Genomic DNA, 24,725 nt, shown 5'->3' with positions numbered 1-24,725 from the left:
GAATTGCTTTTTAGGTTTGGAAAAGTGAATTCATTAACGACTTTCGGGCTTTTTTAATTAATAATAGATTTTATTCTAAAAGATTGAAAATCATGATGTTTAAAGTGATTGATGTCTTGAAAATTGAAATAGTTTATTTTAAAAATCATGACGCATGCATAATAAAAAATACAATAACAGATTCTGTCTGTTGCCAAAAAGAATAATTTATGTATTGATGACTTTAGTTGTTCATGCGAATTTTGGAAGAGCTAATGGACTTGAGTTTAGAAACGTAAAAGAAGACTTTCATTTGTATAGTTTATTGGCTGCCAGTGATACTGTAGCAAAATATGATATAGTGGTGTATGGTGCTACTCCGGGAGGTATTATGTCTGCAATAGCAGCTAGTAAGACAGGGGGGGAGTCTGGATTCAAAGTACTGCTGATTAGTCCGGATGCTCATATAGGCGGCATGACGGCTAGCGGCCTGGGATGGACTGATATTGGCAATCCGGCAATTATTGGAGGACTTGCCAGAGAGTTTTATCATCAGATCTACAAGTATTATCAAAAGGATGCCAGCTGGAAATCTGGAACTCTTAACAGTTATCGTAAAAAACTCTATGGCATTTACAAACTCAAGGACTCATTGATGTGGACATTTGAGCCGCATGTGGCAGAAAAAGTCTTTGAATCTATGCTGTCAGATGCAGCAGTAACCGTTGTTAAATCAGTAGCGCTGGATAGACGCCAAAAGCCGGACAAGCAAAAAGGATACAATGGTCAAATGTCCAGGTTAGGAAGTATACGAATGGATAATGGGCAAGTCTATAAGGCTAAATTATTTATTGATGCTTCATATGAAGGTGATTTAATGGCTCTGGCAGGCATTAGTTTTGCAGTTGGCCGAGAAGCAAATGCAAATTATAAAGAAACCATTAATGGTGTTGAAAAAAAATTATCAATTAAAAACAATTTGCCAAGAGGTATTTCTCCCTATAGAATGGCTGGAAACCCTAAAAGCGGCTTGCTGCATGGGATAGAAACGAGTATAAAAAAAATGGATGGAGAAAGAGATGATTTATTACAGGCCTATTGTTATAGAATGTGTCTGACTAATGATTCGGCAAATAGGATTCGGGTGAAAAAGCCCAAAGGCTACCAAAGAGATGATTTTGAACTCCTTATACGTGCCGCGAAGTTGGGTGAGAAGAGGATGTGGAAAGTGTCTCCATTGCCCAATAGTAAAATAGATGCCAATAATGATTGTGGGATTTCCATGGATGCAATTGGTTGGAACAAAGGTTATTTAACAGCCTCTTATAAGGCGCGGTTACATATCGCTAAGCGTCACCGGTATTGGACATTGGGATTCATCTGGACGGTTCAAAACGATCTGGATATTCCGCAAGACGTACGTGCCTCCTTTAGCCGTTGGGGATTACCTAAGGATGAATTTAAAGATAATGGTCACTTCCCATATGCTCTTTATGTCAGAGAAGCCAGGCGAATGGTGAGTGATTATGTAATGAGTGAAAAAGATGTTTTGGCGGCTAATGCGCCTCATGGCATTGCAATGGGTGCATACACAATGGATAGTCATAATACCCAGCGATATATATCGGATAAGGGAGATGTTCAAAATGAAGGGGATGTACAGATTGCGGTCCCTATACCTTATCCCATTCCTTACGACGTAATTATACCAAAAATGAACGAGTCGGAAAATATATTGGTTCCTGTATGCCTTTCTGCCACACATATTGCTTATGGTAGTATTCGCATGGAACCTGTATTCATGGCCTTAGGGGAGGCGGCAGGTATTGCTGCAACCTTAGCCCTAAAAAATGACCTGCCTGTACAAAACGTACCCTATGATAGGTTAGAAAATGCCTTATTAAAAGCAGGACAGGTATTAAGTTTGCCCAAGGGGGTAAATTAAAAAACTAGAATCTGAATTTTATTATATTTAATCGGATAGTTCTTTAAAAATGACTTTGTGTAATATTGTTAGTTATAGTTTCCTGTAAATCAATTGTTTTTCGTTAAATTATTGGATGCTGTTTGTAAAAAATTAATTATCACGTAATATTGTGGGGCAAATCAATGTAAAAAGTCTTTCAATTAATGGTTGGAGGTTGCGGAATCATCTACCATCATAAAGACGCGCATTCTGAATTGATACCTAACTGAAAATGTATGCACTATTTAGGAAATAGTCGCTTCCATTAGCTTTTTAGGGGTGTTCAGAGAAGTCAATAGTGCCGTAAAACTTATTTAAGAAAAGATCCATGTATAATTTTGAATTACCTGGTTTACCCCAAAGAACAATTAAATCCAGAGAGAGTGGAATCACCATGGTGATGGATAAAGGACTCAGCCTGAGACAGGCTGAAGATTTAATTAGTAGAAGTGATGACTATACAGATATTGTCAAATTGGGATTCGGAACCTCTATTATAACTAAAGAACTGGATAAAAAACTGAGTTTATACCATGAGGCAGGTATTAAAACTTATTTTGGAGGTACCTTGTTTGAGGCCTTCATTATTAGAGGAATGTTTGATGAATACAGAAAACTTATCGGTAAATATAAAATGGCCTGTGTTGAAGTATCAGATGGATCTATTGAAATGAATCATGATCAAAAATGCCACTATATTCAACAACTGAGCAAAGATTTTATTGTTTTGTCTGAGGTCGGGTCAAAAGAAGAAGGTATTATGATTCGCCCGAACCTTTGGATTTCGATGATGAATAAAGAGTTGGAGGCAGGAGCTTGGAAAGTAATTGCAGAAGCTAGGGAAAGTGGTACGGTTGGTATTTATCGCCCTAATGGAAATGCCCATGTGGCTTTGGTCAATAAAATTCTGAAAAATGTTCCTAAGGATAGTATTTTATGGGAAGCGCCCAATAAAAGCCAACAGGCCTGGTTTATCAGTTTGCTTGGTCCCAATGTTAATCTGGGTAATATCGCCCCTGAGGATGTAATTCCATTGGAAACATTAAGAATTGGTTTGAGAGGTGATACATTTAAGCAGTTTGTGCCCATTGAAAGGCAAAAAGCAGCAGTTGGTAGAGCCTCTGAATGTAAGAATCAAATTAATACCTCTAAAAAGGCCTCCAAATCTACGAAGGCCAACCCTACCGTAAAATTAACGCCTAAAAATTTATAATACTGTTTAAAAAAATAAGTACTTACTACAGCGCTTTGGTTCTGAGATTATTAATATTGGCAGCCACTGAGGATGATAGTATAGAATCTCCTTACTGAAAATGGTATAAATAAAAATAATAGGAAAACAGTTTGGCTTATTAAGAAGTAGTTCAACTTTTAATGAGCCAAACTGACAATATAAAGGGTTGAATAGGATATATTAATGAAAAATATAATGATTTTATTTATTCCCTTATTTTAAAATGAAAACAAAACAAAAACTATTGCTTTTTCATGGCCCATGTGGCTAAATATTTTTAATATTTTGAGTAATTCCTGATTAGTGTTTTTAAGTGCTTAATACCAATATTTTATAGATCTTCCTTTGACTCAGCGCCATCTCCGAGTGATTCATCATGATGGAGGCATTCTAAGAAGGTGTCTTTGAACTCCCTTTTATCATTCAAGGTAATTAGTACCTCATTCATAAAGAAAACAGCCTCACTATATAAGATATTCCAGAATTTCTTGCGAAATAAATCATTTCTGGAAGTAGCCATTTCGTAGAAAAGGTCTACTAACGTAATGAACTCCATCCACTGATTTGTTGTGGTAAAATGAAGGGCCAAAGTTTGGTAATAATGGTGATAGTATTGCTCATTAAAAGTCGGTGCCGGATCTGATAAATGCTTTTCGAAAAGTATTGTTTCTTTTAAGAAATCCGTTAATAAGGAGGCCTTATTTTCTTTAAATAATTCTATAAAATACCCTACGACGGCCGCTTGTCGATCTTTGCTTGTATTAAACCTGCGACATACAGTTCTAAACGCTTGTTCTTTATTGCCCATCTCTATATGGAAGCGATGCAACCGGTGCCAGAAAAAAGGATTCTCTGGAAATTTTTCCAGCATTTCTTCCATATGTGCAATTGCCATTAATTTGTCGGATGTGTTGAAGGCGGTAGCAAACTGATTGCAGATATCAAATTGGAATTCAATTTCTTCAAAAGTTGGCTTATAGTCCTGAGTAAGTATTTGTCTGTCACTTAATACTGCAGGATGTGTCTTTAGGTACTGTAATTCCTTTAAGGTGGCCTCGTGCGCATCTACATCTCTTACCCATGCTCTAAATAAATACATTAAAGGTTGAAATTGACCTGGCAGCAGAAGGGAATTGTCGTTTTCTACGTGCCTGTCTTCATCCAGGAAATTTCGCCAGTCATAAATACTCCAATGCTTACAATAATTTGGATCATAATTGGGCACATCCGGGCCCAATTCTTCGAGTGCTTCCCGATTTTTTTCTTCAGAAAGTTTACGAATAGCTTTCTCGAATTCCTCGCGGCCATTGGATTCAGGGGTATTTATTTTTAGATTTCGTTTTTTGTTACCAGTGCTGTTTTCCTGTTTATTGGTAAGGTTTGTAATATTGTTTTTTGAGTTTGCGGATAGATCCAGTTGATTTTTGTTTGGATGGCTGAGTGTTGTTTGAAAGTCAAAAACGTCGGGAAATTTTTTGATAAGTCTTTGCGCCAATAAAGTATAATCTTCCAATGGGAATTCTGAGCCCTGATTAAGGCCTAAATTTAAATATGCACCAAAGGTACGCGCTAGTTTTTCACCTGAATCCACCGATAAGTTATCAGGATTTGATTGCTTTTCTTTGTTGAGGACATCATCTAATTTGCGCTCCTTATAAGAATTTGATTCTACGTTAATGGTTGCATCTTGTCTTTCATTAATTGCATCTGTGGTGTTAGAATCAACCACATTAGTGGCCTCACTAAATACATCTGCTTTAGCGTTGTCCATCTTATCCTTATTAGAGTTATTGCTGTCGAAGGTCGTTTTATCTTCCTTGTGCTGGTTGCTGCTAGGAATTGAATTGAACTGTTCGTCGTTACCCGTCTGTTCTGTATTATTTATTTTCACAGGAGAAGCCTCACTATTTGTGGGATTAAGAGCTAAATACTGGGTAAATGGTTCCCCTACCTGGTCATCATATGAGCCCTTTAAATGGTTTTTCTTTGTTGTAAGCTTATGCTCCTTTCTTGTTATCTGCTCTTGAAGGATTTTCTTGATTTTTTCGCTGGTAAGACCACCTGCACGAACTTCGTCTAAAAGCGCCTGGATTAATTCCTTGGGCAATGGGACATTGGATGTAAAAAGTGCATTGCCCATGATTACCCTAGTCAATTCTTCCGACTGTTTGTCAAAGATTTTGCCGATAATTGGTCCATTTGCTTTTCCTTGATTGTTTTCTTTTTTAATATTATTTTTTTGTGAACTATTTTGAGGCGTATTCCCTTTTTTGAAGTGCTTGCTGCCTCTTCTGTACTTTTTCTTAAATTGGCTTTCCTTTAGTTCATGTTTTTTATCAGAAACATATTTTTCTATTTGTTCTGTCTTTTTTTGGAAGGGTGATAAACTTGCGGCCCCATTAACTTCCTGTTCATTATATTGAAGAATATGTAGACCGGTTTCCAGTTCAGCAGGGAGTGGCCTGTTAAGTTTAGAATGAATTTCAAGAGCATCATAAATTAAGCGCTCCACTGATTTTTCATCCTCAGTAATTTTTAAATTAAATATAGACTTAGTAAGTTCAAAATTTTCCTCGTCCAGGGCAATTTCTGTCATTGCGGCTTCAAATATACCCCTTTGTCCATTAATACCTGTTAATAAGAAACTGGTGGAGCCCCCAGGGTGTGTCCGACAAATACATACTTGCCTAGATTCCGGTGCATGTGGGAATTTACCCAGATAATAAGTACGGTCCGGTATACATCTGATAATGCCAGATTTAAAGAGTACTTCACTGTCGACCTTTACAACCAGTTTCTGAGCATTGTCTGGATACAGGTTTTGTCTAATTTTTTTGTTGGAATTTTTCATGTTACGAAGCTAAATGACCAACAAGTGAAGTAGGATTTCTGTGGTTACTTATGAATCGAATAAATGAAAATTGTGGATAACTTTTTCGGAAGGGTTAATTTAATTATGGTCAATTATTTACTGGATAGCTTATGTATTGGAGTTAACCTTAAAATTGGCCTAAGATATACGTTCTTTTTATAAAAAATAAATAAGACGGAGTTGGAAGTTTATTGTTTTTGAAGGAATGCCAATGATTGAAGACTTTCAGTGAAGATGATTATTTAAGATCTTCATAATTTAGAAATCCTTATCAAAGAGTATATCTTTTTGTTCAAATGGACTTTGTTTGTCATGTCTGACCCAGGTAAGCTTGGATATATTATAACCGATAAGTTCTGCAAGTTTTAGGTAGTTGTTTTTTATATTTTGTGGAATGCTTTTCTCCCTTGATAATATCCACAGATATTCAAGGTTTCTGCCGGCTATTAAGGCATATTTGTAGTTGTCATCAATTGAAATAATATTATACCCTTCGTAGATAGGAGTAAAGAAACTAACTTTTAAGGCACCCTCGTGTTCACTACCCCGGAACTTGCCCACTGCTTCCACTTTCTCCCATTTATCTTTTTTTGCTTGATATCCACTATTAATAATCCGGATGTTTCCATCTTCGTTGACACTGTAACTTGCCATTACATTGGTCATATGTTTTTCAAAGCGATGATCAAGTCTAGCAATTTCATACCAGTTTCCAAGATAATTATATAGGTCAAAATCTTTTATAGGCTCCGCTTTCCTTGGTTTTGTTTTCATGGATCTAAGGAGCATCACCGCTCCCATAGCGATAGTTGTACCGAGTATTAATTTCTTTTTCATAAGTTGTTTTAATATTGACGCTTTGTGGGGTAAATGAATTTAATTCGTTTTTGATTAAGAAAAATAACAAGTTGATTATAATTAATCTGACCTAACCTAAAATTAATCAATATTATTCAATGCGTAGCATATTAATTGCCAAAATGGATTTTCAGTGTTAATTTGTAACTGTTTGATTTGTAATGTAATGTAATTGTGCCGTGTTATTTTATTTATTTTTTTATTTGGGGAAAGCCATTTTTATGAATAAATTTTGAGTCGATTTGCAATAGCCCCGAATGGGGTTTTACTATTAAATAGGAATCTATGATATTTTCGTTGAATTTTTTCCATAGCCCATCCTTTAGTTAACCATGCTATAATAATATGCCAAGATATCTTGCTTTTTGTTTAATATGGTCAGTTATATGTACGTCCTAAATTCTATCAAATTACTTCTTTTTTTTATGTTTTGGATAAAACGCCCGGGCTTCAGCAGAAAATGGTTCAAATTTATCTTTAATTTCCCAAATATAAATTTATCCACTTTCGACTGATGTCTTGCTGATATAATGGATTTAAATTGGTAGAAGATCATTGTGATTATTGTTAATCTGTTGAAGCGTATTTTGTATTATTTGGCTTAATATTAGATGGACTTGTGTAAACATAAACATAAATTCACTGCCATGAAACTGAAGTCAAGTGAACCTTTTTGGCTCGTTAAAAACGGATTATTAACTACCTATCCGTCGTTGAGAGAAGATAAAAAAGTAGATATCCTTATTGTTGGTGGAGGAATAACTGGATGTTTGATTGCTCATCAGTGCATAGTGCAAGGTTACCAAACTATCTTAATTGATAAATTGGAAGTGGCAAATGGTAGCACTTCCGCTACTACCGCCATGCTTCAATATGAGATTGATATACCCTTGCATAAACTTATTGATCAAATTGGTGAAAAAGGAGCTACCGCCAGTTACTGGGCATGTTAACGGGCAATTGATAAATTAGAAAGTATTTCTAAACAGGTTAAATCTGGAAGTGGCTTTAAAAAGAAGGAGTCTTTATACTTTGCGGCATATAAAAAAGATATTAGCTGGCTAAAAAAGGAATTTGATACAAGACGAATCAATGGATTGCCGGTTGACTGGCTTTCGTCTGCTGAAATTCTTGAAAGATACCGAATAACCAATACACATGGAGGAATACTTTCGCATCAGGGCGGTAGTATCGATGCTTTTAGATTTACGCATGATGTGTTAGCATATAATAATAGCAGAGGATTGGCTATTTATGATAAAACGGAAATAATCAAGGTTAAATATGGTGAGAGGGGAATTCGTGCATGGACCTCATATGGGAATATCATTAATGCTAAAAAGATTATTTATTGTAATGGCTACGAAAGTGTCAATATTATAAAAGATAAGTTTGTTAAACTGCTTTCCACCTATGCAATTGTTGGGGAACGCTTTGATGGAGATCAATCTGAAATACAGGAACTATTAGTCTGGAATACAGCAAATCCTTATATTTATTTACGTACGACAGATGATAATCGAATTCTGATTGGTGGTGGAGATGAACCTTTTTTGGATACGGCCCGTCGTGATAGCTTGCTAAATCAAAAACGAATTTTTCTGGAAAAGAAATTATTGAAGCTACTTCCTGCTGAGGATCCTAGACGCACCTTCAGAACAGATTTTGCATGGGCTGGAACCTTTGGGGAAACAAAGGATGGTTTACCTTATATAGGAAAGCATCCAAATTTTCCCGGTGCTTATTTTGTTTTAGGTTTTGGGGGTAACGGGATTACATTTTCTATAACTGGAATGGAAATGGTATCCTATATGTTGCAGGGGAAAAAACATCCGCTAGAACCATATTATAAATTTAGAAGATAATGGAGTGCTTGTAAATTATTGATATTCAATATTGATGTATTTTTTTTATTTAATTTTCAAAATTGTTTAATGAATGTTATTAACTCGGTCATGTTTTGGCGGAGTGACTGCTCAATTTTGCATTATTAAATGATTCAAAAGAACAATGAGAAGACTTACAACAATAATATTAAAGAAAAAGGAATCTATTACTGCGATTAGATTCTCCTATCCTAATTTTCTTAAAATAAGGCATGCCTGTTCATTTGAAATCCAAAACGGAAAGTCCGCAACCAAAACTTCTCAAGAAATCGGCAACCTAATTTGATTGCTTCCATTATCCATCCTTAAACAACCAACTTTGACTCTTTTTGACTGAAATTTAAACCATTGGAAATGAAAATAGAAATAGTTTTTTTATAGAAGATCACTATAATTTCTCTGCAATAAACATCTCACTATGACACTTGCTGAAATATCCAATCAAAGCAATTAGCCTTTGATCAACCAAAACGGGCAAGAATTGGCTTTTTTGGCTAGGAAAAGCCATTTTTTGGATTTGTAATTGTTTGATTTTTGAATATTATTTTCATAAAATACTAGTAATGATTTGTTTAGTGTATTTAGAGAAATCCTAAGAATACAAATAGTTTTGATTTGATATATAAAAAAAACTGAAGTAGTTAAATGCTTTAAAAGAAAATGTCACATTTAGCTAGCAATCTTAGATTAAGTTTAATTGTTGAATGAGTTTCCAGAAATCCATGTTCCTATAATGATTTAGATGATTTTTAAAGCATTAGTCCGAACTTAAAGGAATTGAATTAAAAATTTCAAGAAGGACATTCGCCAGGAATATTGAAAATATTTTAAGTTTCTTTAATATAAAAATTTCCTATGATAAAAAGCTTAAGAAATATAAACTCGAGGAAGAGGAAAGGGCGGGTAATATTAGTAATCGGCTAATTGAAGCAATGAATACAGTGCATGTTCTTTCCATTAATGGGATTGAATCAGTGATGGATTTTCAAAAGGAAAGTATAATTAGCCCATGTCCTTATGGGATTTGACTGAGGCTATAAAAAAACATTTAGTAGTCAAGTTTGAGTATTTTAAATTTTACAATAGGGAAGAGGTTGTTACCTATGAAATTGGGCCTTACCATTTAGAGGAATTTGAACATCGTTGGTATCTGATTGGCTGGGATAGGAAGTTCAAGGTTATTAAGACTTTTGGGATGGGCAGGGTCTTATCGTTATTAGTTCTTTCAAAGCATTTTTATCCAAAAGAAATTAATCTGCATGATAAATTTAAGGATTGTTACGGGATTGTTGATGATCCTGAAATATTATTTGAAGAGATAGAGTTATTATTTGAAGAGGTTCAAGGTGAAGATATAAAAAGCCTCCATTTACACGCTACTCAGTGCATTTTATACAAAGAGCCTAGTGTGATTGCTATTGGTTTGACAAATAAAATTACATATGACTTTATCATGTGACTTCTTTCATTTGGTGCCAATGTTCGCGTGATAAAACCTCAGTCACTGGTAGCACCGATTACAGAATCTCATCTTACCGTTTATCGAGTGTATTCGAAATACATGAAATGAAAATAAAAATTGTTCGCTTAATAACTATTTAGTTTAACGTGAAATGCCTCGACAGGCAATAGTGATGGTTGGATGACATTATTTGACACCTTCTGATTGCCAATAACTGATGGTCTTGCAATTTTAATGATGGCATCTAGGCCCTTTTGGAATAAGTTTTGTACCTGATACTCTGAAGCTAAATAGGCAAGTATGCAATAAGTTCTATTGAAACCACAAAAATCTAATTTAAATTCTGCCTTTCAAATGGCCGCTGTCATGGATTTATCAATGAATAAAAGAGGAAAAGGGATAAGGAATGCCGGTATAATTTTAAATGATATGAAAAAAATGACTAAAAAAAACACAGAAGCACCGTTATGCATAAAAAACTGTAAGCCAAGTAAAGCTAAACTTAAAAAGGATAAAATTGCTTCTGCAAAGTTAAATTTAGGCAATCTTACGACTGAAGATAGCAAATCTGCATCTTGGGACAAAAAAGGGAAACCAATATTTGCGGGATCTGGAGAATAAATGCCCTGTAATAATTAATTTGAAGCTTAATTATTGGTCTGCTGTTGAAAATAATTGTCCCAGCCAATGAGTGAAATCTGAAAATGGCCCATGCATCTTATTTGTATTGTCATCAATGGTTGTATTATGCAGGAACTTACCGGTTTGCAATTCTCCAGGTAGATAAGAAAGTATATCTGCCCTTTGATTGGAAATGTAATCCTTTGCTGCCATTGCATCAATGCCGAACATATGACGAACAATTTTAATTATTTCTCCAAATACAAAATTGAAATCTTCCTTAAAGTTTTCTTGGTGATAACCACTGTATTCGTTTATTTTTAGCGCTAACTGCTCAAATTGATTGTGAAAAATCAACGTTGCATAATCCATATCTTTGTTGTCAGATATTAGTTTTTTTATATGCTGGTCTTTTCTACTAAATTCTAATATGCTTGCTAGTGCTGTCGCAATTGTTGCTCTCTGATATAATTCTTTGGGTGATTTCTGTTTTTCATCCCCTGCCCGTTGGGTGTTAGGATCCATGGTTTTCATGGGTCTTTCTCTTAAATTATTTTCTAATTGAATGACAAGGTTGTCTATCATAATGATTATTTATAATTGATTCTCAAGATCCGTATTATTCAATTAAGCTTAAAATATTATGCCAGATTCGGACAGAACTTTAAATGATCCCATTTATTAATTTAAATGTGATCATTGATTAAGGCTCGTCCAAATTAGGTTTATTAAAAATAAAAGTTTGGGGTATGATTTACACGGATGATTGTGGAAGAGGTGCCACTATAATTTCGGGTGGCATTATATGTACAGAATTTCATTGCTTTAAACTGTTGATTTTTAATCTATTTTTTATTTTGTTTTTTTTGGAATGCCTTATGCCTTAAATCTATTGAAGTGAACAATTTCAGGCCTGCATCTATCTAAACAGGAATTGTTAAACAACTAGGTGAATAATAGATATTAATGATTAAACTGTTTGTAGGGCAGGTCTGATTTTAATTATTTCTTTAATTTACTTTTTTATTTTTTGTAAAGTGGGGATTGAGTCTTCACATGTAACCTATAAAATCTGATACTATGAAAAATACATCAAATGTTAACCCCGTGTTGTCAAAAAAAACCTTTAAAAAAGGAGTTAGTGCGGAAATGGCAAAATCTCCTTTTCATCGATTATTTATTGACGGCTTAAAAGATATTTATTGGGCGGAAAAGCATCTTGTAAAGGAATTGCCTAAAATTATAAAAGGAACAACCTCTGCGGAATTGAAATCAGCCATCAAAGGGCATTTGGAAGAAACTGAGAATCATGTAACACGGCTTGAAACAGTTTTTGATTATTTGGGATTGAAAGCTATTGGGAAAAAGTGTGAGGCAATGTCTGGTCTTACTAAAGAAGCCGCAGAAATTATGGCTGAAACTAAGACAGATACAATGGTTAGGGATTGTGGTATTATCCTGGCGGCGCAGAAAGTCGAACACTATGAGATTGCCACTTATGGTTGTCTGACAGAATGGGCTAAGCAAATGGGGCATAAAGAGGTGGCCAAATTATTATATGCCACTTTAGTAGAAGAAAAAGGAGCTGATCAGCTTTTGACCAAAGTAGCGGAAAATGATATCAACATTGAAGGTATTGAAGAAAAGTAAATAATTACAATTAAGATTTAAAAATATTTATGGGTAATAAATATAGGGAGTTCTTGTAGGTTTTGTTGCATGAATCGCATTTGACAATTTTATTTGCCTGACGATTCTGTCAAATAAATATTTTAAAAGAATGCAATTATAATTGCTGCAATAGATTCAAATATAACTTGGACTCCCACTATTTATTTTAAACACTAAAAAGAATAATTATGAAAAATTTTAAAGGGTACAATGGAATAAGTGTTATTTCATTTATATGCAGCATTTTATTTCTAGCAATTATAATATTAGGATTGGGATGTAAAGGAGGGGGCAATGGTGGTCGCGCTGAGAGAAATGGAGTTGATAGTGCAATGGAGCTGAATAAAGAGAAAATAGCTGATAGTACGACTGCAATCAGTAAGGATGATGCTGACTTTATGGTTAAGGCTGCTAATGGTGGAATGACAGAAGTCGCAGCTGCTCAAATTGGGAAAGAAAAAGCTGCCTCTAATAAGGTTAAACAGTTTGCATCCAAAATGGAAGAGGATCACGGGAAATTAAACAGTCAACTTGTTCAAATTGCTAAGAATTTAAACGTAACTATTCCTTCAGCAATTGATGAAGAAAGTCAAAGTATGATTGATAAATTAAATCAGACACCTGCAGCGGAGTTTGACAAAACATTTATGGATATGATGGTTAAAGGGCATGATAATACTGTTGACTTATTTCAAAAGGCTTCTAAGGCTGTTGTAAATCCAGAAATTCACGATTTTATAACAAGTGCCTTGCCAACCATTGAGTCACATCAACAAATGGCCAAAAAAATACAAGCAGGACTTTAATGATTTTTGATTATTTCAGATAATATTAATAATAACCATTTAAAACAATAATTATGACTATTAATGATAAAACAATTGAGAGACTCAATAATTTGATTCAGATAAATGAAGACCGTAAAGAAGGTTACCGAAAAGCTCGTGAGCAAAGTGACGATTTAAGCCTTCAATCCTTGTTTGATCAATTCGCAAATCAAAGTGGGAAAAATATTGTCGATCTCAGTGTGGCCGTGGAAAGTTATGGCGGAGTTCCTAAAAATGATACCAGTATTAGTGGAGATGCATATAGAGCATGGATGGACGTTAAAGATGCTCTTACGACGAATCAAAGAAAAACAGTACTGGCTAGTTGTGAAAGAGGAGAAGATGCCGCTGTTAATACCTATAGAAATATTTTAAAAAGTAGTGACGAACTTGATAATAATTTAATTGGTCTTGTTACTATGCAATCTAGAGATATTGAAAAGGCGCATGATCAGATTAAAACATTAAGGGATAATGCCTAATTTAATATTATAAATTTAGTTATGAAGTCTATTTTTAGGAAAAATGAACAGCTTAAAGATCAGGTGAGTAAACTGATTCAGAGACATTTAGATCGTGCATTAAGGTTTCAGTTAGCGAGAAGTCTTTGTGATAATTCTAATATAAAGACGTTATTGGAACAAGGAATGCAACAGAGTTATTATTTTGCAGATCATTTGCAAACTGCATTGAAAATGCAGGGTTTAACTATCATTGTCAAACCGTCCTGGTCAGGAGCATTTTTTAGAGGATGGATGACTTTGAATGTAGGTTTAAGTCATAGAAAATCTTATAGTTTGATCAGGCGGGTGTTGTCTTCTGAAAAAATGTTGAATTTATCCTATAAATTGTTATGCGATAATACCTATTTGCAATATGCTTATCCTTTATTAAGGTCTACATTTCAAAAGCAATATTTCATTATTAAAGACTATATGAATCTATTGGAAGAAACAATTGAAGGACTTAAAGATATTACTAGAGCGAAGGAAGATGAATTGCAAAATTTATCTGATAGTCCTGAATATGTTGAAATATTGAAAGATCAAGACCATATTGATTTCATGTTGACAGAGAAGTTATTGAATGTCATTCCCAAAAGCCCTTCAGGCGCGTTTTAATTTCCTTTAAAAATTAGTTTTGGATATTTTTTATTGCTTGGTTTGATAAATCAGGTTAAATATAATTAGAGATAGTGTCTTCTTTAGTGTGGCAAAATAGGTCGTTCCAATCTGGCAAATTAAATCTTGATTGAATTTAATCTGATCAGAAATTGACGACCTTTTTTGGGAAAAATGAATTTAATATTTTTGATTTTAATTTTCTAATATTGCTGGATGTCGGATAATTGTTTGAACTATGTTTAACTGATTTGAAGTGATTTTTTTAGTTTGATTGCATTGCTGATTAGATTTAAATTTGGTGTTATTTATTCTTTTTACAGCTATTAATGCCAAATGGTAGTATTTTATTCCACTGATTTTATATTTTATTTCAAATTATTAAAAATAACGCCATATTGCATGAAATGTTGATATTATGTTGGTGAAACTTTTAATTGAAAATGTATTTTCATTCGGAATTCAAAAAGAATTTGTTATGGTAAGTGGCAGGGAAAAGAGTTTAGAGAATGGCCAGTTCTATAACGTGAATGGTGTTTGTTTAAATAAAATAGCCGGAGTCTATGGCCTGAATGGTTCCGGAAAATCAGACTTTATCAAATGTTTAGATTATTTAAAAAAAATAGTTACTGGAGAGATTTTACCAGATGCCTATAAAAATTCTGTCTTTCAATCCCAGGATTTTCAACGACAGCTTTTTATTATTGTGTTTATTCAGAATGGAACGTGGTTTAGATATAACCTCGAGATATTTAATCATAAAATCAGGAGGGAAGCTTTAATGCTTGTTGGACCGGAGCATGAAGAGTATGTCATGCTTTTTGAACGAACTTTTGATGGTAATAGTTCTAAGCTTTTTTTAAATAAAGATCTGAGGACAAATTGGAATTGCAAAGACGGCTTTTTTGAAGGTTTGATTCAGGAGGATTGTCCAATATTAAAATTGCTTTCTAATAATTGTAACGAACAATCCATTGATATTTTGAATGCATATTTGTGGTTTAAGAATACGTTGGTTGTTATTACAGATGAAGAAGACAGTTCTCTAAATATGGTAAAGGAAATTGATCTGAACCATAATTTCAAAAATTTTGTTGAAAGAATGATGAATAGTATCGACTTAAATTTTATTTCCTTAAAACTCAATAATAAAGATATACATGATTATTTTCTGTCTACTGAAGCAGTCAATTTGGAAGATATGAAAAGAAGAATTAGCCTCTCAAAGGAAAAAGAGCTTACATATGCCACTCATATAGGTGAAATCTTAATGGTGAAGATGGATGATAGATACCTAGTTAAAGAACTTTTGATTGAACGGATGATTAATGACATTAAAAGTACCTCTTCTTATGTTGAAGCTTCTTGCGTAACTAAAAGGATTTTTTCCTTAGCGTGTGTTTTCTATGATGTTCTTTTTAACAATAAAGTTGTTTTCGTTGATGATCTCGGTTGTTGTATTGACTCTTTATTAATTAGGAGATTGATGGAAAAATTCGTTAATTTGAAAACTGATTTGGGACAATTGATATTTACAGATGTTAAACCTATGCTACTTGATTTGGATATTTTAAGTCAGGATGAGATGTGGTTTGTTGAAAAAGATAATAATGGATGTACAGATCTGTTCCCATTAAATTGTTACTGATTAATTCCATTTGTCTATGGTTTGAATTTTTTAATGTAATTGAACCGCAAGTTCGAGTTAGGGGTAAAAGGTGGTTGCTGTCGTTACTTAGTAAACTGAAGCGGAATCCAAGCTGAAGAAGAATGCCCCCGGATGGGAGAAACTGAAAAAATTGCCTTTGTTTTAACCAGATTACTATGATATACAATCAGCGGAACCTAGAGCTATGACGCGCAAAATTGCGACATAGCTCTAGGAATGATATTGACAGTCTATAATCTCGGATATTATTGCGGTTCATAAGATCACCTTGGCTATAAAGAGGTATTTATTGTATTTAAGTTTCTAATTTTTTAGCGAATTTTAAATCTTTATTTGAATTGCTTTATAAATCGGATGGTTAAGCCAATGATTCACCTTCTGTGTTTTTGGTGGAATCTGATTTTTTTGATGTATCAGGACTTAATTTTACATCAAAATATAATTTATTAAATTCTTCTCCTGGATTTACTCCTATAGCCAAAAATATTTTATACAATTCCTTTGCCTCAAGACGCGTTTTTTCATTATTGCATAATTGGTTTATTCTTGCTCTGCTATAACCTGTTTTACGAGCTATTTCTGATTGATTTATAGATTTGCTATACAGATATTCACCTAATCTAGTCATATGTTTTGTTTTAAATTAAAAAATGAAACTACTAATCTTTTATTACCAATAAAATAAATTTAAAAAATAGATAGATAAATAATACATATGTATAAATTCGCTATACAAAAATTTTAATTTATTTTGTTTTGCTATATAATGCTTGCGCCATTGAATAGGCAAGCATTGTGTTTATAAGAATCAATGAGATTAGTGTTTAATTTGTCTTTTTTATTTTGAGTTATTTAAATATTTATAAGTTCGATTAGAGGAAACTTTTAAAAGGCAATCATTTTAGTGTGACTTCATGTGTATGAGGTTTGTTATTTAAATTCTGTATACTTTGAAAAAATATTAACCTTGTTATCTTTTCGTGGTTTTGCCAAAGAATTGATTAACAATGAGGACTTTCTTTTATGTATTTGGTTGCCTATAACTCTTTTTATTTAAAATAAATTATCATTGACAGGCTGAATCGGATAGGTAGGTCATTTTTTTTCTCATTTACTTAAGTGGCTTACCTTATCCAAATTTATTGAAGTCTGGTTGATTATTTGCATGATTTGTTTCCAATTTCGACTTATTTGTATCTGGAATGATTTTAATTTTTTATAGTCATTATAAGATTCTTTTATTGTAATTGTGTTTATGGGATTTTTATTTAATTTTTTTTCTCTTATAAAATATGGATGTTACTTTTTATAACCTACTTTAAATTAGTAGATTATGATTTATTAAGTTCTTTTGTCTTTTCCCATCTTATAATATATATTAGTTTTTGTATGGGGAGAATTGGGCTGTGTGAGGAGATTATAGAATATCATATGAATGATTGTAATGTCTGATGGTTATTTTAGTTTTATACATTTGCCTCCGTTTATATTTCCAATTAAGAAAATATAAAATGAGCTCAGTTTAAAATTGATTAGATGCTAGATAAGGCTAAAAATAAAATTTTCACTATTCCAGATTTTTCCCTGACATATAATGAAATGCCTGGTAATAACCATAATAAGCTTTTTCTTGTATGCCCGCTTTGCCGTCTGGAGCGTTTCATTTCAAGTCACTATGAGAATGCCTTTTTTATGACAGCACCTGCGGGAATTTTCAGATTTGAAGCAGATGAAAGCCAGATAATTCATGATTTTATTAAAAGGGAAAAGATTACGGACGTTTATTTTGTTGGAGAGACGAGTTGTAACTTTATTAATCTGGTAATGAAAGTCGGGGGGTATTCAGGACGGTTTTGTGAATTTGAAATTGGTAAATTAAAAACATGTTCAGATACTATAGAAACACTTACGGAGAAATTGCTTCGCTATGAGGCCTTCAAGATGAAAAGTGTGGAAATATTTCGTAATGATTTGTTGTCTGGTAAATATAACTTGCATTTACTCATTGCTAATAAACATAAAAATGAAATTCGGGAAATTTTACCTGAATAAATAATAATTGTTAGGTATCCTTTATTGTTTAAGGTTAAAATAAACCATGATTTGAAAGAAGGTTGATTTAATTTAAAAATAATTTATGGCAACTATCGGAAAGGATTTAGATTATGCATGTGAACTGCTCATGGAGGGAGAGGTAATAGGCCTTCCGACTGAGACTGTTTATGGACTAGCTGGCGATGCGACTAGGGAGATTGCTATTGAGAGGATTTATGCTGTTAAGAAAAGACCAGCCACAAATCCATTAATTGTCCATGTAGCAGGCTCAGATCATCTGGCGGGAATTGTTAGTTCAATTCCTGAAAATGCCTTGAAGTTAATGGACTGGTTTTGGCCAGGTCCTTTGACTTTCCTTTTGCCAAAAGCACCTACAGTGCATCATGCTATTACAGCTGGACAACCTCGAGTGGCAGTGCGCATGCCAGCGCATCCATTGGCGCTTGAGTTACTTCGGAATTTACCTTTTCCTCTAGCAGCACCAAGTGCAAATCCATATGGTTATATTAGTCCCACAACTGTGCAGCATGTTAATGACCAGTTGGGAAGTCGAATTAAATATATTTTGGATGGAGGTCCTTCATCTAAGGGGATAGAATCTACAATCATTGGATTTGATGATACCATGCCGATTATTTATAGAAAAGGGGTTATTACAGATTTGGACATCCAGGCAATAATAGGTAAGGTTAAGTATTTTGAGTCTAAGGGTATTAAAGGAGAATTATTGAATGAGGAGATTAAGGGTAATAACCTTCAAATATTTATTGATAGCGAGGAGAAGGTGACTTCGCATATAACTTCTGGAATGTCGCTCTCTCACTATGCCCCCAAAACACCTTTATATCTTTTGCCTGATTTAGGTCATAAGGACGTCATTCAAAATTCTGTAAACTTTAATGTTTTAATGGAACAAATGCAGATTTATGAAACGCTTGAGTCTCAATTGAAGTATAAAATAAAAGAAAAGACAGCCAGGATAGGGATTATAAGCTTAAAACATCTTTATTTTTCTCAAAATATCTGTGAGAATTTACCTATATGTCAAATACAGTTATCTCCTGTTGGTGATTTGAAAGAAGCGGCTTCTAATCTTTATGGTGCCCTGCATCAACTAGACCAATTGGAACTTGATGTGATTTTTGCTGAATGTATGCCAGAGGAGGGGATTGGGAGTGCTATTAACGACAGATTGGGTAGAGCAGCTGTAAGATAAATTAGGATACGGAATATTTAATAATCTTTAATCCAACTGAACTTGTTTTCAATAATATGTTGCTTTTCCTGTTGGATAAATTCCAAATAGGCTGTAGCTGCAGGAGATAATTTTTTTGCTTTGAGCCATATTAAGCACCAATTAGTTGTAATGGGGAGTCCTTTGAATGGAATTATTTGCAAGGCACTGTTTCTTAACTCATATTTTAATCCTATAACAGGCATTATGGAATAACCAATGCCAGCCATTACAGCTTGTTTGACAGCCTCGTTGGTTGCAAGTTGGATGCGTTTATGAACTGGAAGCTTATGTTTATGAATAAATCCTTCCATAGAATCCCTAGTAGCTGAGCCTTGTTCTCTGAAAATCAATTGCATCGATTCAAATTGGGCCTTTTTGATTATTTTTGGAGGAGTATTGCTTGTTTTGTTTTCGTTTTTACTATTTATTGCAGTATTCTTTGCTGATTTTCCTATTAAAAATAACCTGTTAGGGAGTAAGACTTCTTTATGGATATTGAGTTTTTTAGGTAGGACAGATACCAAGGCAAAATCTACTTCATTTCTTTCTAAGGACTCTATGACTTGTAATTTGTTCGTAACATCAATTTGTAAATCAATACCTTTATGTTGTTCCATAAAGCCAGAAAGAAAACTTGGAAGTACATATTGTCCGGTAGATACACAAGAAATATGTAGTCTGCCCGTTAATTCGCCCTTAAAAGCAGAGGATGTGTAATTCAATGCATCTACTTCATTTAGGACTCTTTTAGCTGAAGTTGCAATTTGCCTTCCAAAATCCGTGATGTAAAGTTTTCTTCCTACTACCTCTGTGAGGGGGATAGAAAATTGATTCTGGAAATTTTTTAACTGTATGGAAACCGCTGGCTGAGTCATATATAGCTCTTCTGCCGTTTTGGTAATACTTTGATTTTGGACGATTTTTAAAAAAATCTGTAGCTGACTTAATGTGTAATCCATAAAATATATTAATGTATGATATAGCAAATATAAATAGAATTTATTACATAAACTGTGCTTTCTTTGCAACATAAATAAAGAATATCTAAGATTAGATATTGAATTAGCGTTCACGATAAATAACAAGAATTAGTTTATGAATGATCAAAATCTCCGCCCCAGCCTTTTATACAGGATGGTGGCGTTTTTTTTATGGGCGCTATTTGCTTTAAATATTGGTAGTATTGTTTGGTATTATCCGGAGGCTCCTAACTGGACGTATGGTGATTTATTTAGAATCAGTAGTTTATCTCTGATAATCTGGGCAACAGTTTGTTTTTTTTCAGCAGTGGTTATCAATTTCGCGGGAAAGTACTTGATAGGGTTCAAATACTACAAGCGATTTGTACTGCTTGCTTTGGGCTTTACTGGTTCAGTCTCTTTGTTGGTATTTGCGAACCATGTTTTAATAATACTTGTGGCATGGCTTGGGATGGGATTTTTTATGTCCCGATTGATTGGTATAGATAGAAGATGGGGAGAAGCAAGAGAGGCTTCAAGATATTGCCAAAAGCATTTTTTAGCAGGAACGTTATTTTTAGCAATAGGATTGCTAATGCTATCCTTTGAATTGAATCAGTTTACAGTTACAGGAATTATATCTTCAGTGGGCGATATTCCTTATTGGTTGTTATTGATCTCTGCCCTCTGCATAATAATAGCGGCGGCTATTCAATCCGCAATGTTTCCATTTCATAGGTGGCTTTTGTCAGCCATGACTTCTCCAACTCCTGCTTCTGCATTAATGCATGCAGGATTTGTTAATGGTGCAGGGATACTTCTTACATTACTTGCACCCTTGTTTTTTAAATCAGATACGATGACTTTGCTGTTTTTTATTGGAGGAATTACTGCTATAGTCGCGCAATTCGCAAAGTTGATACAGGTCAATATAAAACAAAAGCTCGGCTGTTCAACTACTGCCCAAATGGCATTTATGATTATGCAGTGTGGACTTGGATTTTTCAATGCTGCAGTTGTACATTTGATATTACATGGATGTTATAAAGCTTATTTATTCCTATCATCAGGAGAGGAAATTGAGCATTTATCCCCTAAAAAACCTCAGCGACCAAGTCGAACTAAATGGCAGACAGCTTTTGTTTTTGCCCTAGGTATATTGGGCGCATTATTTTTTGCATGGATTACAGGCAAGGGATTGCATCTTGATGGCGGAATTTTCCTTACTCTAATTGTAGCTATTACAGTAGGACAGGCAATGGAAAATATTATTAAACGTGATGAGTTTTCAATATTAAAAAAACTAATTATAGCACCAATATTTTTTCTGTTAAGTATTGGTTTGTATGCTTTAATGTATAATGGAACAACAATTTTCATGCATGATCTGCCTATGATAGATTATCCCGAATCACTTTCTGTTTTACAAATTGTCTTTGGCGTTATCTTCCTAATTGGCTTCTTTATCATGAAATTGGGTATTTACGAAAGTTTTCCTTGGTTATATGTTAAGCTAATTAATGATTCACAGCCCTATAAGAAGACCTTGCTGCGTTATAAAAAAAATATTAAATGAATTATAAATTCTTAAATAAGGTTATTAATGAAGCTGCTGAAGTGGTCGGAAAGACGTGGCCGCTTTATGGATTTGTGACATCGAATCCATTGGCCGGTTATGAAGCGTTGCCCTTTTTTACAGCCCTTAAAAAGGCAAGCCCGGTTTTTGGTGGGCAGACCTTGCCAAGTGGTTCAGTATTCAGAAAGGCATGGCAGGAGAAAAAAATTGATGAAGTTATATTAACTAATGAGCTTAATACTGTTGGTATTCATTCTAGTATTGAAAATACATTACAGAAAATGGAATCAGTTGTTTTTACTGATTTCCCAAATGATAAACATGAACTGGACCGACTTACAGTAAAATGGCTTTCTTTATTTTTAGATGAGGGTCTGGCAGCATGGCCAATGCCCTTTAAGGATATGGGGTTTTATACCTCTTGGCGTAAGCTTGTTGTTCATGACAACGATCTCATGGCCCTTGCCAGGAAAAATGGACATCGCTTAACGACGATCCCTAAAACCCCTGAAGAAGCGCTGCAAGAGGTATTATTTGATTTTGAACCTGAGGCTTTTCAGGAAATATTTGAGCGGCATTTTGCTGCATTGCCTGGGTGGGTTGGTTTTATTAAATATCGCGTACAAAACAATTCAATCTGGCAACAGGAATATCCTATCAGTTTACTTGATTACCTGGCAGTCCGGCTTTGGATAGCGTCCTTAATTGGTGCTGCTATTATGTCAGAAGAACCGACGGTAGTGGATTTCTCTGATAGGGAAATAATAAAAATACAACGGTGCTGGTTGGAGGCATGGGAGAAGAGTTGGCAACAAAGATTTTTTTCAGAAATACTTAAAAGTAGCAAACGTTTCGATGAATTTCAGACAGGCCCTAAAAATATTATAATCGGGAATAATCCCAACACAAAATTAAAAACTGGCTTAGCGGCACAACTTGTCTTTTGTCTGGATACAAGGTCTGAAAGGCTACGCCGGATACTTGAGCAGGCGGGTGCAAATACCAATGTAGAAGATGAGCCTCGTTATGAAACCTTTGGTTCAGCAGGAGCTTTTGGCATTATGATGGATTATCAACATCCTGAAACAGGAATGACTTATAAGTCTTCTCCAGCAGTGGGAGCTTCCTCCTATTTGGTAAGAGAAAAACCTGTTAGAGATAGACAAGATGCTCAGAAGGCTTATTTAAAACAAGGGCGAAAGTTAAGCAGTTATCGTTATTTTTTGAAGCGCATGAAAAATATCCTGCCTTCTGCCTTTGGATATGTTGAAGGTTCTGGATTATATTATGGTGCTTTTCTATTACTCAGATTATGGAGCCCTAATAGAGCAGAACACTGGCTATTAAAGCATAAGAGCGGTTATGAGGCCTTATATGAACCATATATTACATCCGCTGTTCCAGTAATTTCGGATAGAATATCAAGTGAAGTTATCGCCAATACGAAAACCGGCTTCAGCAAAACTTCGGCTAAAATTGTTTTAAATCCCGATTTGGATGAAGTGAGTACCTTGGCGTTGTATGCGCATGATTTTGTTGGGGATAAGCGGGCAGGAAGTGGTGGCATAAATCAAGATAAGATAGAGAAAGAACCTTCAATTATACATTCTGATAATCCTTTGTTACAACACCATCATCATGATGTTACAAGTACCATAGACGATATAGGTGATGATCAGAAGGCTTTAATCGTTAAGGGTACGTTCGATAGCTGTGGTTGGAGATCTTTCGCGCCCTTGGTTGTTTTCACAGGGCATGCGAGCAAAAGTGCAAATAATCCTTTTGCTTCGAGTCTTGATTGCGGCGCTTGCGCCGGACAGCCTGGTAAGTATAATGCCAGAACCTTGGCTATGCTGGCCAATAATAATAATGTCCGTAATATTTTAAAGAAAGAGTATGATATAGAGATTCCGAAAGAAACTTTTTTCATTGCTGCTGAGCACATTACTTCTACTGACGAGGTGGAACTGTTTGATCAGGATATCCCCGCCAGCCATTTGTTATTGGCAGCACAATTGAAAAAGGATTTAATATGGGCTCAGGCCCAACTGACAAAGGAAAGACTCAATGAACCAGTTAACAGTTCTTCTATTGCAAAGTTAAAATCAAATAGCTGGTCAGAATCCAGACCTGAATGGGGATTGTCCGGTCACAAAGGTTATGTTATTGGTCCAAGATCCCTAACCTTAAAAGGGGAATTTAGTGATTGTTTTATGAGTTCCTATGACTGGGCAATGGATCCTGATGGTAATATCTTAAAAGGGATTATGCAAGGCCCTCTTGTCGTCGTACAATGGATTAGCAATCACTATTATTTTTCTACAGTAGACAATCAGAAATTTGGAGGAGGGTCGAAGATTATTCATAATATAACCGGAAAGTATGGAGTTGTAGAAGGGAATGGTAGTGATTTGAAAATAGGATTGCCATTACAGTCTGTTATGAAATCAGATGATGAAGTCTATCATGATCCAATTCGAATAAGTGTCCTAGTGCAGGCACCCAGAAGATATATTGACCAGATTTTAAAGGGCGATCCTAAACTTAAGAGTTTGATTGAAGGTGGTTGGATTTTATTATTTGTGATGGATCCTGAACAGAAAAATCAAATTGACGCTTATAAACAGATGGTGCAGCCTCTTTGAATTTATTAAGATTATTTATTTCAAAGGATAGGAGCCGGAACCGATATATCATATCGACTTTCCTGGTCCCATCCTTTTTTCTATCAG

Annotated in this window: 18 protein-coding genes and 1 pseudogene; 14 read left to right on the top strand and 5 right to left on the bottom strand. The window is 34.5% G+C overall.

Features of this window, described 5'->3' with window-relative positions; translation table 11 throughout:
- The first annotated feature begins 154 nt into the window (after positions 1-154).
- Together BLU80_RS12990 and BLU80_RS12985 are read left to right on the top strand one after the other, a co-directional pair.
- Positions 155-1,924: an FAD-dependent oxidoreductase gene (locus BLU80_RS12990; protein ID WP_091399172.1), complete on the top strand. Its 1,770-nt coding sequence runs from the start codon at positions 155-157 to the stop codon at positions 1,922-1,924.
- A 349-nt stretch (positions 1,925-2,273) separates the two neighbouring features.
- Complete coding sequence (locus BLU80_RS12985) at positions 2,274-3,158, top strand: phosphosulfolactate synthase (protein WP_091399169.1); 885 nt, start codon at positions 2,274-2,276, stop codon at positions 3,156-3,158.
- A 352-nt stretch (positions 3,159-3,510) separates the two neighbouring features.
- Here BLU80_RS12985 and BLU80_RS12980 read toward each other — a convergent pair whose 3' ends face one another.
- Positions 3,511-6,030 (bottom strand): hypothetical protein, encoded by a 2,520-nt coding sequence (locus tag BLU80_RS12980; protein ID WP_091399167.1) that lies wholly within the window; start codon positions 6,028-6,030, stop codon positions 3,511-3,513.
- A gap of 279 nt (positions 6,031-6,309) precedes the next feature.
- Entirely contained in the window at positions 6,310-6,888 is a 579-nt protein-coding gene (locus BLU80_RS12975) for a lipocalin family protein (RefSeq protein WP_091399165.1), read from the bottom strand.
- 632 nt (positions 6,889-7,520) lie between these two features.
- On the opposite strand from BLU80_RS12975, the pseudogene BLU80_RS12970 reads away from it, so the two are divergent.
- From BLU80_RS12970 to BLU80_RS12960, 3 genes and pseudogenes are all read left to right on the top strand, one after another.
- Positions 7,521-8,774, top strand: a pseudogene (locus BLU80_RS12970) (NAD(P)/FAD-dependent oxidoreductase).
- A 1,030-nt stretch (positions 8,775-9,804) separates the two neighbouring features.
- On the top strand, positions 9,805-10,254 hold the full coding sequence (locus tag BLU80_RS12965; RefSeq protein ID WP_091399162.1) for a WYL domain-containing protein: 450 nt from the start codon (positions 9,805-9,807) through the stop codon (positions 10,252-10,254).
- A gap of 318 nt (positions 10,255-10,572) precedes the next feature.
- Positions 10,573-10,878, top strand: coding sequence for a hypothetical protein (locus BLU80_RS12960; protein ID WP_139188152.1), 306 nt, complete (start codon positions 10,573-10,575; stop codon positions 10,876-10,878).
- 30 nt (positions 10,879-10,908) lie between these two features.
- On the opposite strand, the gene BLU80_RS12955 is transcribed toward BLU80_RS12960, so the two are convergent.
- Positions 10,909-11,463 (bottom strand): hypothetical protein, encoded by a 555-nt coding sequence (locus BLU80_RS12955; RefSeq protein WP_091399156.1) that lies wholly within the window; start codon positions 11,461-11,463, stop codon positions 10,909-10,911.
- Between the two features lie 495 nt (positions 11,464-11,958).
- On the opposite strand from BLU80_RS12955, the gene BLU80_RS12950 reads away from it, so the two are divergent.
- The 5 genes from BLU80_RS12950 (at position 11,959) to BLU80_RS12930 (ending at position 16,145) form a co-directional block, all read left to right on the top strand.
- Positions 11,959-12,528, top strand: a complete 570-nt coding sequence (locus BLU80_RS12950) for a YciE/YciF ferroxidase family protein (protein WP_091399153.1) — start codon at positions 11,959-11,961, stop codon at positions 12,526-12,528.
- Between the two features lie 209 nt (positions 12,529-12,737).
- Entirely contained in the window at positions 12,738-13,355 is a 618-nt protein-coding gene (locus tag BLU80_RS12945; RefSeq protein WP_091399150.1) for a DUF4142 domain-containing protein, read from the top strand.
- Positions 13,356-13,408: 53 nt separating this feature from the next.
- A complete protein-coding gene (locus BLU80_RS12940) occupies positions 13,409-13,858 on the top strand; it encodes a ferritin-like domain-containing protein (RefSeq protein ID WP_091399147.1) in 450 nt (149 codons plus the stop codon).
- A 21-nt stretch (positions 13,859-13,879) separates the two neighbouring features.
- Positions 13,880-14,497: a ferritin family protein gene (locus BLU80_RS12935; protein WP_091399145.1), complete on the top strand. Its 618-nt coding sequence runs from the start codon at positions 13,880-13,882 to the stop codon at positions 14,495-14,497.
- Between the two features lie 418 nt (positions 14,498-14,915).
- A complete protein-coding gene (locus BLU80_RS12930; protein WP_091399142.1) occupies positions 14,916-16,145 on the top strand; it encodes an AAA family ATPase in 1,230 nt (409 codons plus the stop codon).
- Positions 16,146-16,524: 379 nt separating this feature from the next.
- On the opposite strand, the gene BLU80_RS12925 is transcribed toward BLU80_RS12930, so the two are convergent.
- Entirely contained in the window at positions 16,525-16,794 is a 270-nt protein-coding gene (locus BLU80_RS12925; protein WP_091399139.1) for a helix-turn-helix domain-containing protein, read from the bottom strand.
- Between the two features lie 908 nt (positions 16,795-17,702).
- Here BLU80_RS12925 and BLU80_RS12920 point away from each other — a divergent pair.
- Entirely contained in the window at positions 17,703-18,218 is a 516-nt protein-coding gene (locus tag BLU80_RS12920) for a hypothetical protein (RefSeq protein WP_091399136.1), read from the top strand.
- Positions 18,219-18,303: 85 nt separating this feature from the next.
- Complete coding sequence (locus BLU80_RS12915) at positions 18,304-19,437, top strand: L-threonylcarbamoyladenylate synthase (protein ID WP_091399133.1); 1,134 nt, start codon at positions 18,304-18,306, stop codon at positions 19,435-19,437.
- Between the two features lie 17 nt (positions 19,438-19,454).
- Here BLU80_RS12915 and BLU80_RS12910 read toward each other — a convergent pair whose 3' ends face one another.
- Positions 19,455-20,417 (bottom strand): LysR substrate-binding domain-containing protein, encoded by a 963-nt coding sequence (locus BLU80_RS12910; protein ID WP_091399130.1) that lies wholly within the window; start codon positions 20,415-20,417, stop codon positions 19,455-19,457.
- A 136-nt stretch (positions 20,418-20,553) separates the two neighbouring features.
- On the opposite strand from BLU80_RS12910, the gene BLU80_RS12905 reads away from it, so the two are divergent.
- Positions 20,554-21,993 (top strand): proton-conducting transporter transmembrane domain-containing protein, encoded by a 1,440-nt coding sequence (locus tag BLU80_RS12905; protein ID WP_139188151.1) that lies wholly within the window; start codon positions 20,554-20,556, stop codon positions 21,991-21,993.
- Positions 21,990-24,638 (top strand): DUF2309 domain-containing protein, encoded by a 2,649-nt coding sequence (locus tag BLU80_RS12900; protein WP_091399126.1) that lies wholly within the window; start codon positions 21,990-21,992, stop codon positions 24,636-24,638. The genes BLU80_RS12905 and BLU80_RS12900 overlap by 4 nt, the downstream gene beginning before the upstream one ends.
- Positions 24,639-24,725: the final 87 nt, after the last annotated feature.

This window comes from Arachidicoccus rhizosphaerae (genome assembly GCF_900107765.1).
In the GTDB taxonomy this organism is placed as follows: Bacteria; Bacteroidota; Bacteroidia; order Chitinophagales; family Chitinophagaceae; genus Arachidicoccus; species Arachidicoccus rhizosphaerae.
The sequence above is the reverse complement of the archived record's forward strand: the minus strand, read 5'-3'. Positions and strand labels throughout refer to the sequence as shown.

What these genes read in the sequence shown, in the direction of transcription:
- BLU80_RS12990 (WP_091399172.1), top strand. Translation starts at nt 155, where the DNA reads ATGCATAATAAAAAATACAATAACAGATTCTGTCTGTTGCCAAAAAGA.
- BLU80_RS12985 (WP_091399169.1), top strand. Translation starts at nt 2,274, where the DNA reads ATGTATAATTTTGAATTACCTGGTTTACCCCAAAGAACAATTAAATCC.
- BLU80_RS12980 (WP_091399167.1), bottom strand. Translation starts at nt 6,030, where the DNA reads ATGAAAAATTCCAACAAAAAAATTAGACAAAACCTGTATCCAGACAAT.
- BLU80_RS12975 (WP_091399165.1), bottom strand. Translation starts at nt 6,888, where the DNA reads ATGAAAAAGAAATTAATACTCGGTACAACTATCGCTATGGGAGCGGTG.
- BLU80_RS12965 (WP_091399162.1), top strand. Translation starts at nt 9,805, where the DNA reads ATGTCCTTATGGGATTTGACTGAGGCTATAAAAAAACATTTAGTAGTC.
- BLU80_RS12955 (WP_091399156.1), bottom strand. Translation starts at nt 11,463, where the DNA reads ATGATAGACAACCTTGTCATTCAATTAGAAAATAATTTAAGAGAAAGA.
- BLU80_RS12950 (WP_091399153.1), top strand. Translation starts at nt 11,959, where the DNA reads ATGAAAAATACATCAAATGTTAACCCCGTGTTGTCAAAAAAAACCTTT.
- BLU80_RS12945 (WP_091399150.1), top strand. Translation starts at nt 12,738, where the DNA reads ATGAAAAATTTTAAAGGGTACAATGGAATAAGTGTTATTTCATTTATA.
- BLU80_RS12940 (WP_091399147.1), top strand. Translation starts at nt 13,409, where the DNA reads ATGACTATTAATGATAAAACAATTGAGAGACTCAATAATTTGATTCAG.
- BLU80_RS12935 (WP_091399145.1), top strand. Translation starts at nt 13,880, where the DNA reads ATGAAGTCTATTTTTAGGAAAAATGAACAGCTTAAAGATCAGGTGAGT.
- BLU80_RS12930 (WP_091399142.1), top strand. Translation starts at nt 14,916, where the DNA reads ATGTTGGTGAAACTTTTAATTGAAAATGTATTTTCATTCGGAATTCAA.
- BLU80_RS12925 (WP_091399139.1), bottom strand. Translation starts at nt 16,794, where the DNA reads ATGACTAGATTAGGTGAATATCTGTATAGCAAATCTATAAATCAATCA.
- BLU80_RS12920 (WP_091399136.1), top strand. Translation starts at nt 17,703, where the DNA reads ATGCTAGATAAGGCTAAAAATAAAATTTTCACTATTCCAGATTTTTCC.
- BLU80_RS12915 (WP_091399133.1), top strand. Translation starts at nt 18,304, where the DNA reads ATGGCAACTATCGGAAAGGATTTAGATTATGCATGTGAACTGCTCATG.
- BLU80_RS12910 (WP_091399130.1), bottom strand. Translation starts at nt 20,417, where the DNA reads ATGGATTACACATTAAGTCAGCTACAGATTTTTTTAAAAATCGTCCAA.
- BLU80_RS12905 (WP_139188151.1), top strand. Translation starts at nt 20,554, where the DNA reads ATGAATGATCAAAATCTCCGCCCCAGCCTTTTATACAGGATGGTGGCG.
- BLU80_RS12900 (WP_091399126.1), top strand. Translation starts at nt 21,990, where the DNA reads ATGAATTATAAATTCTTAAATAAGGTTATTAATGAAGCTGCTGAAGTG.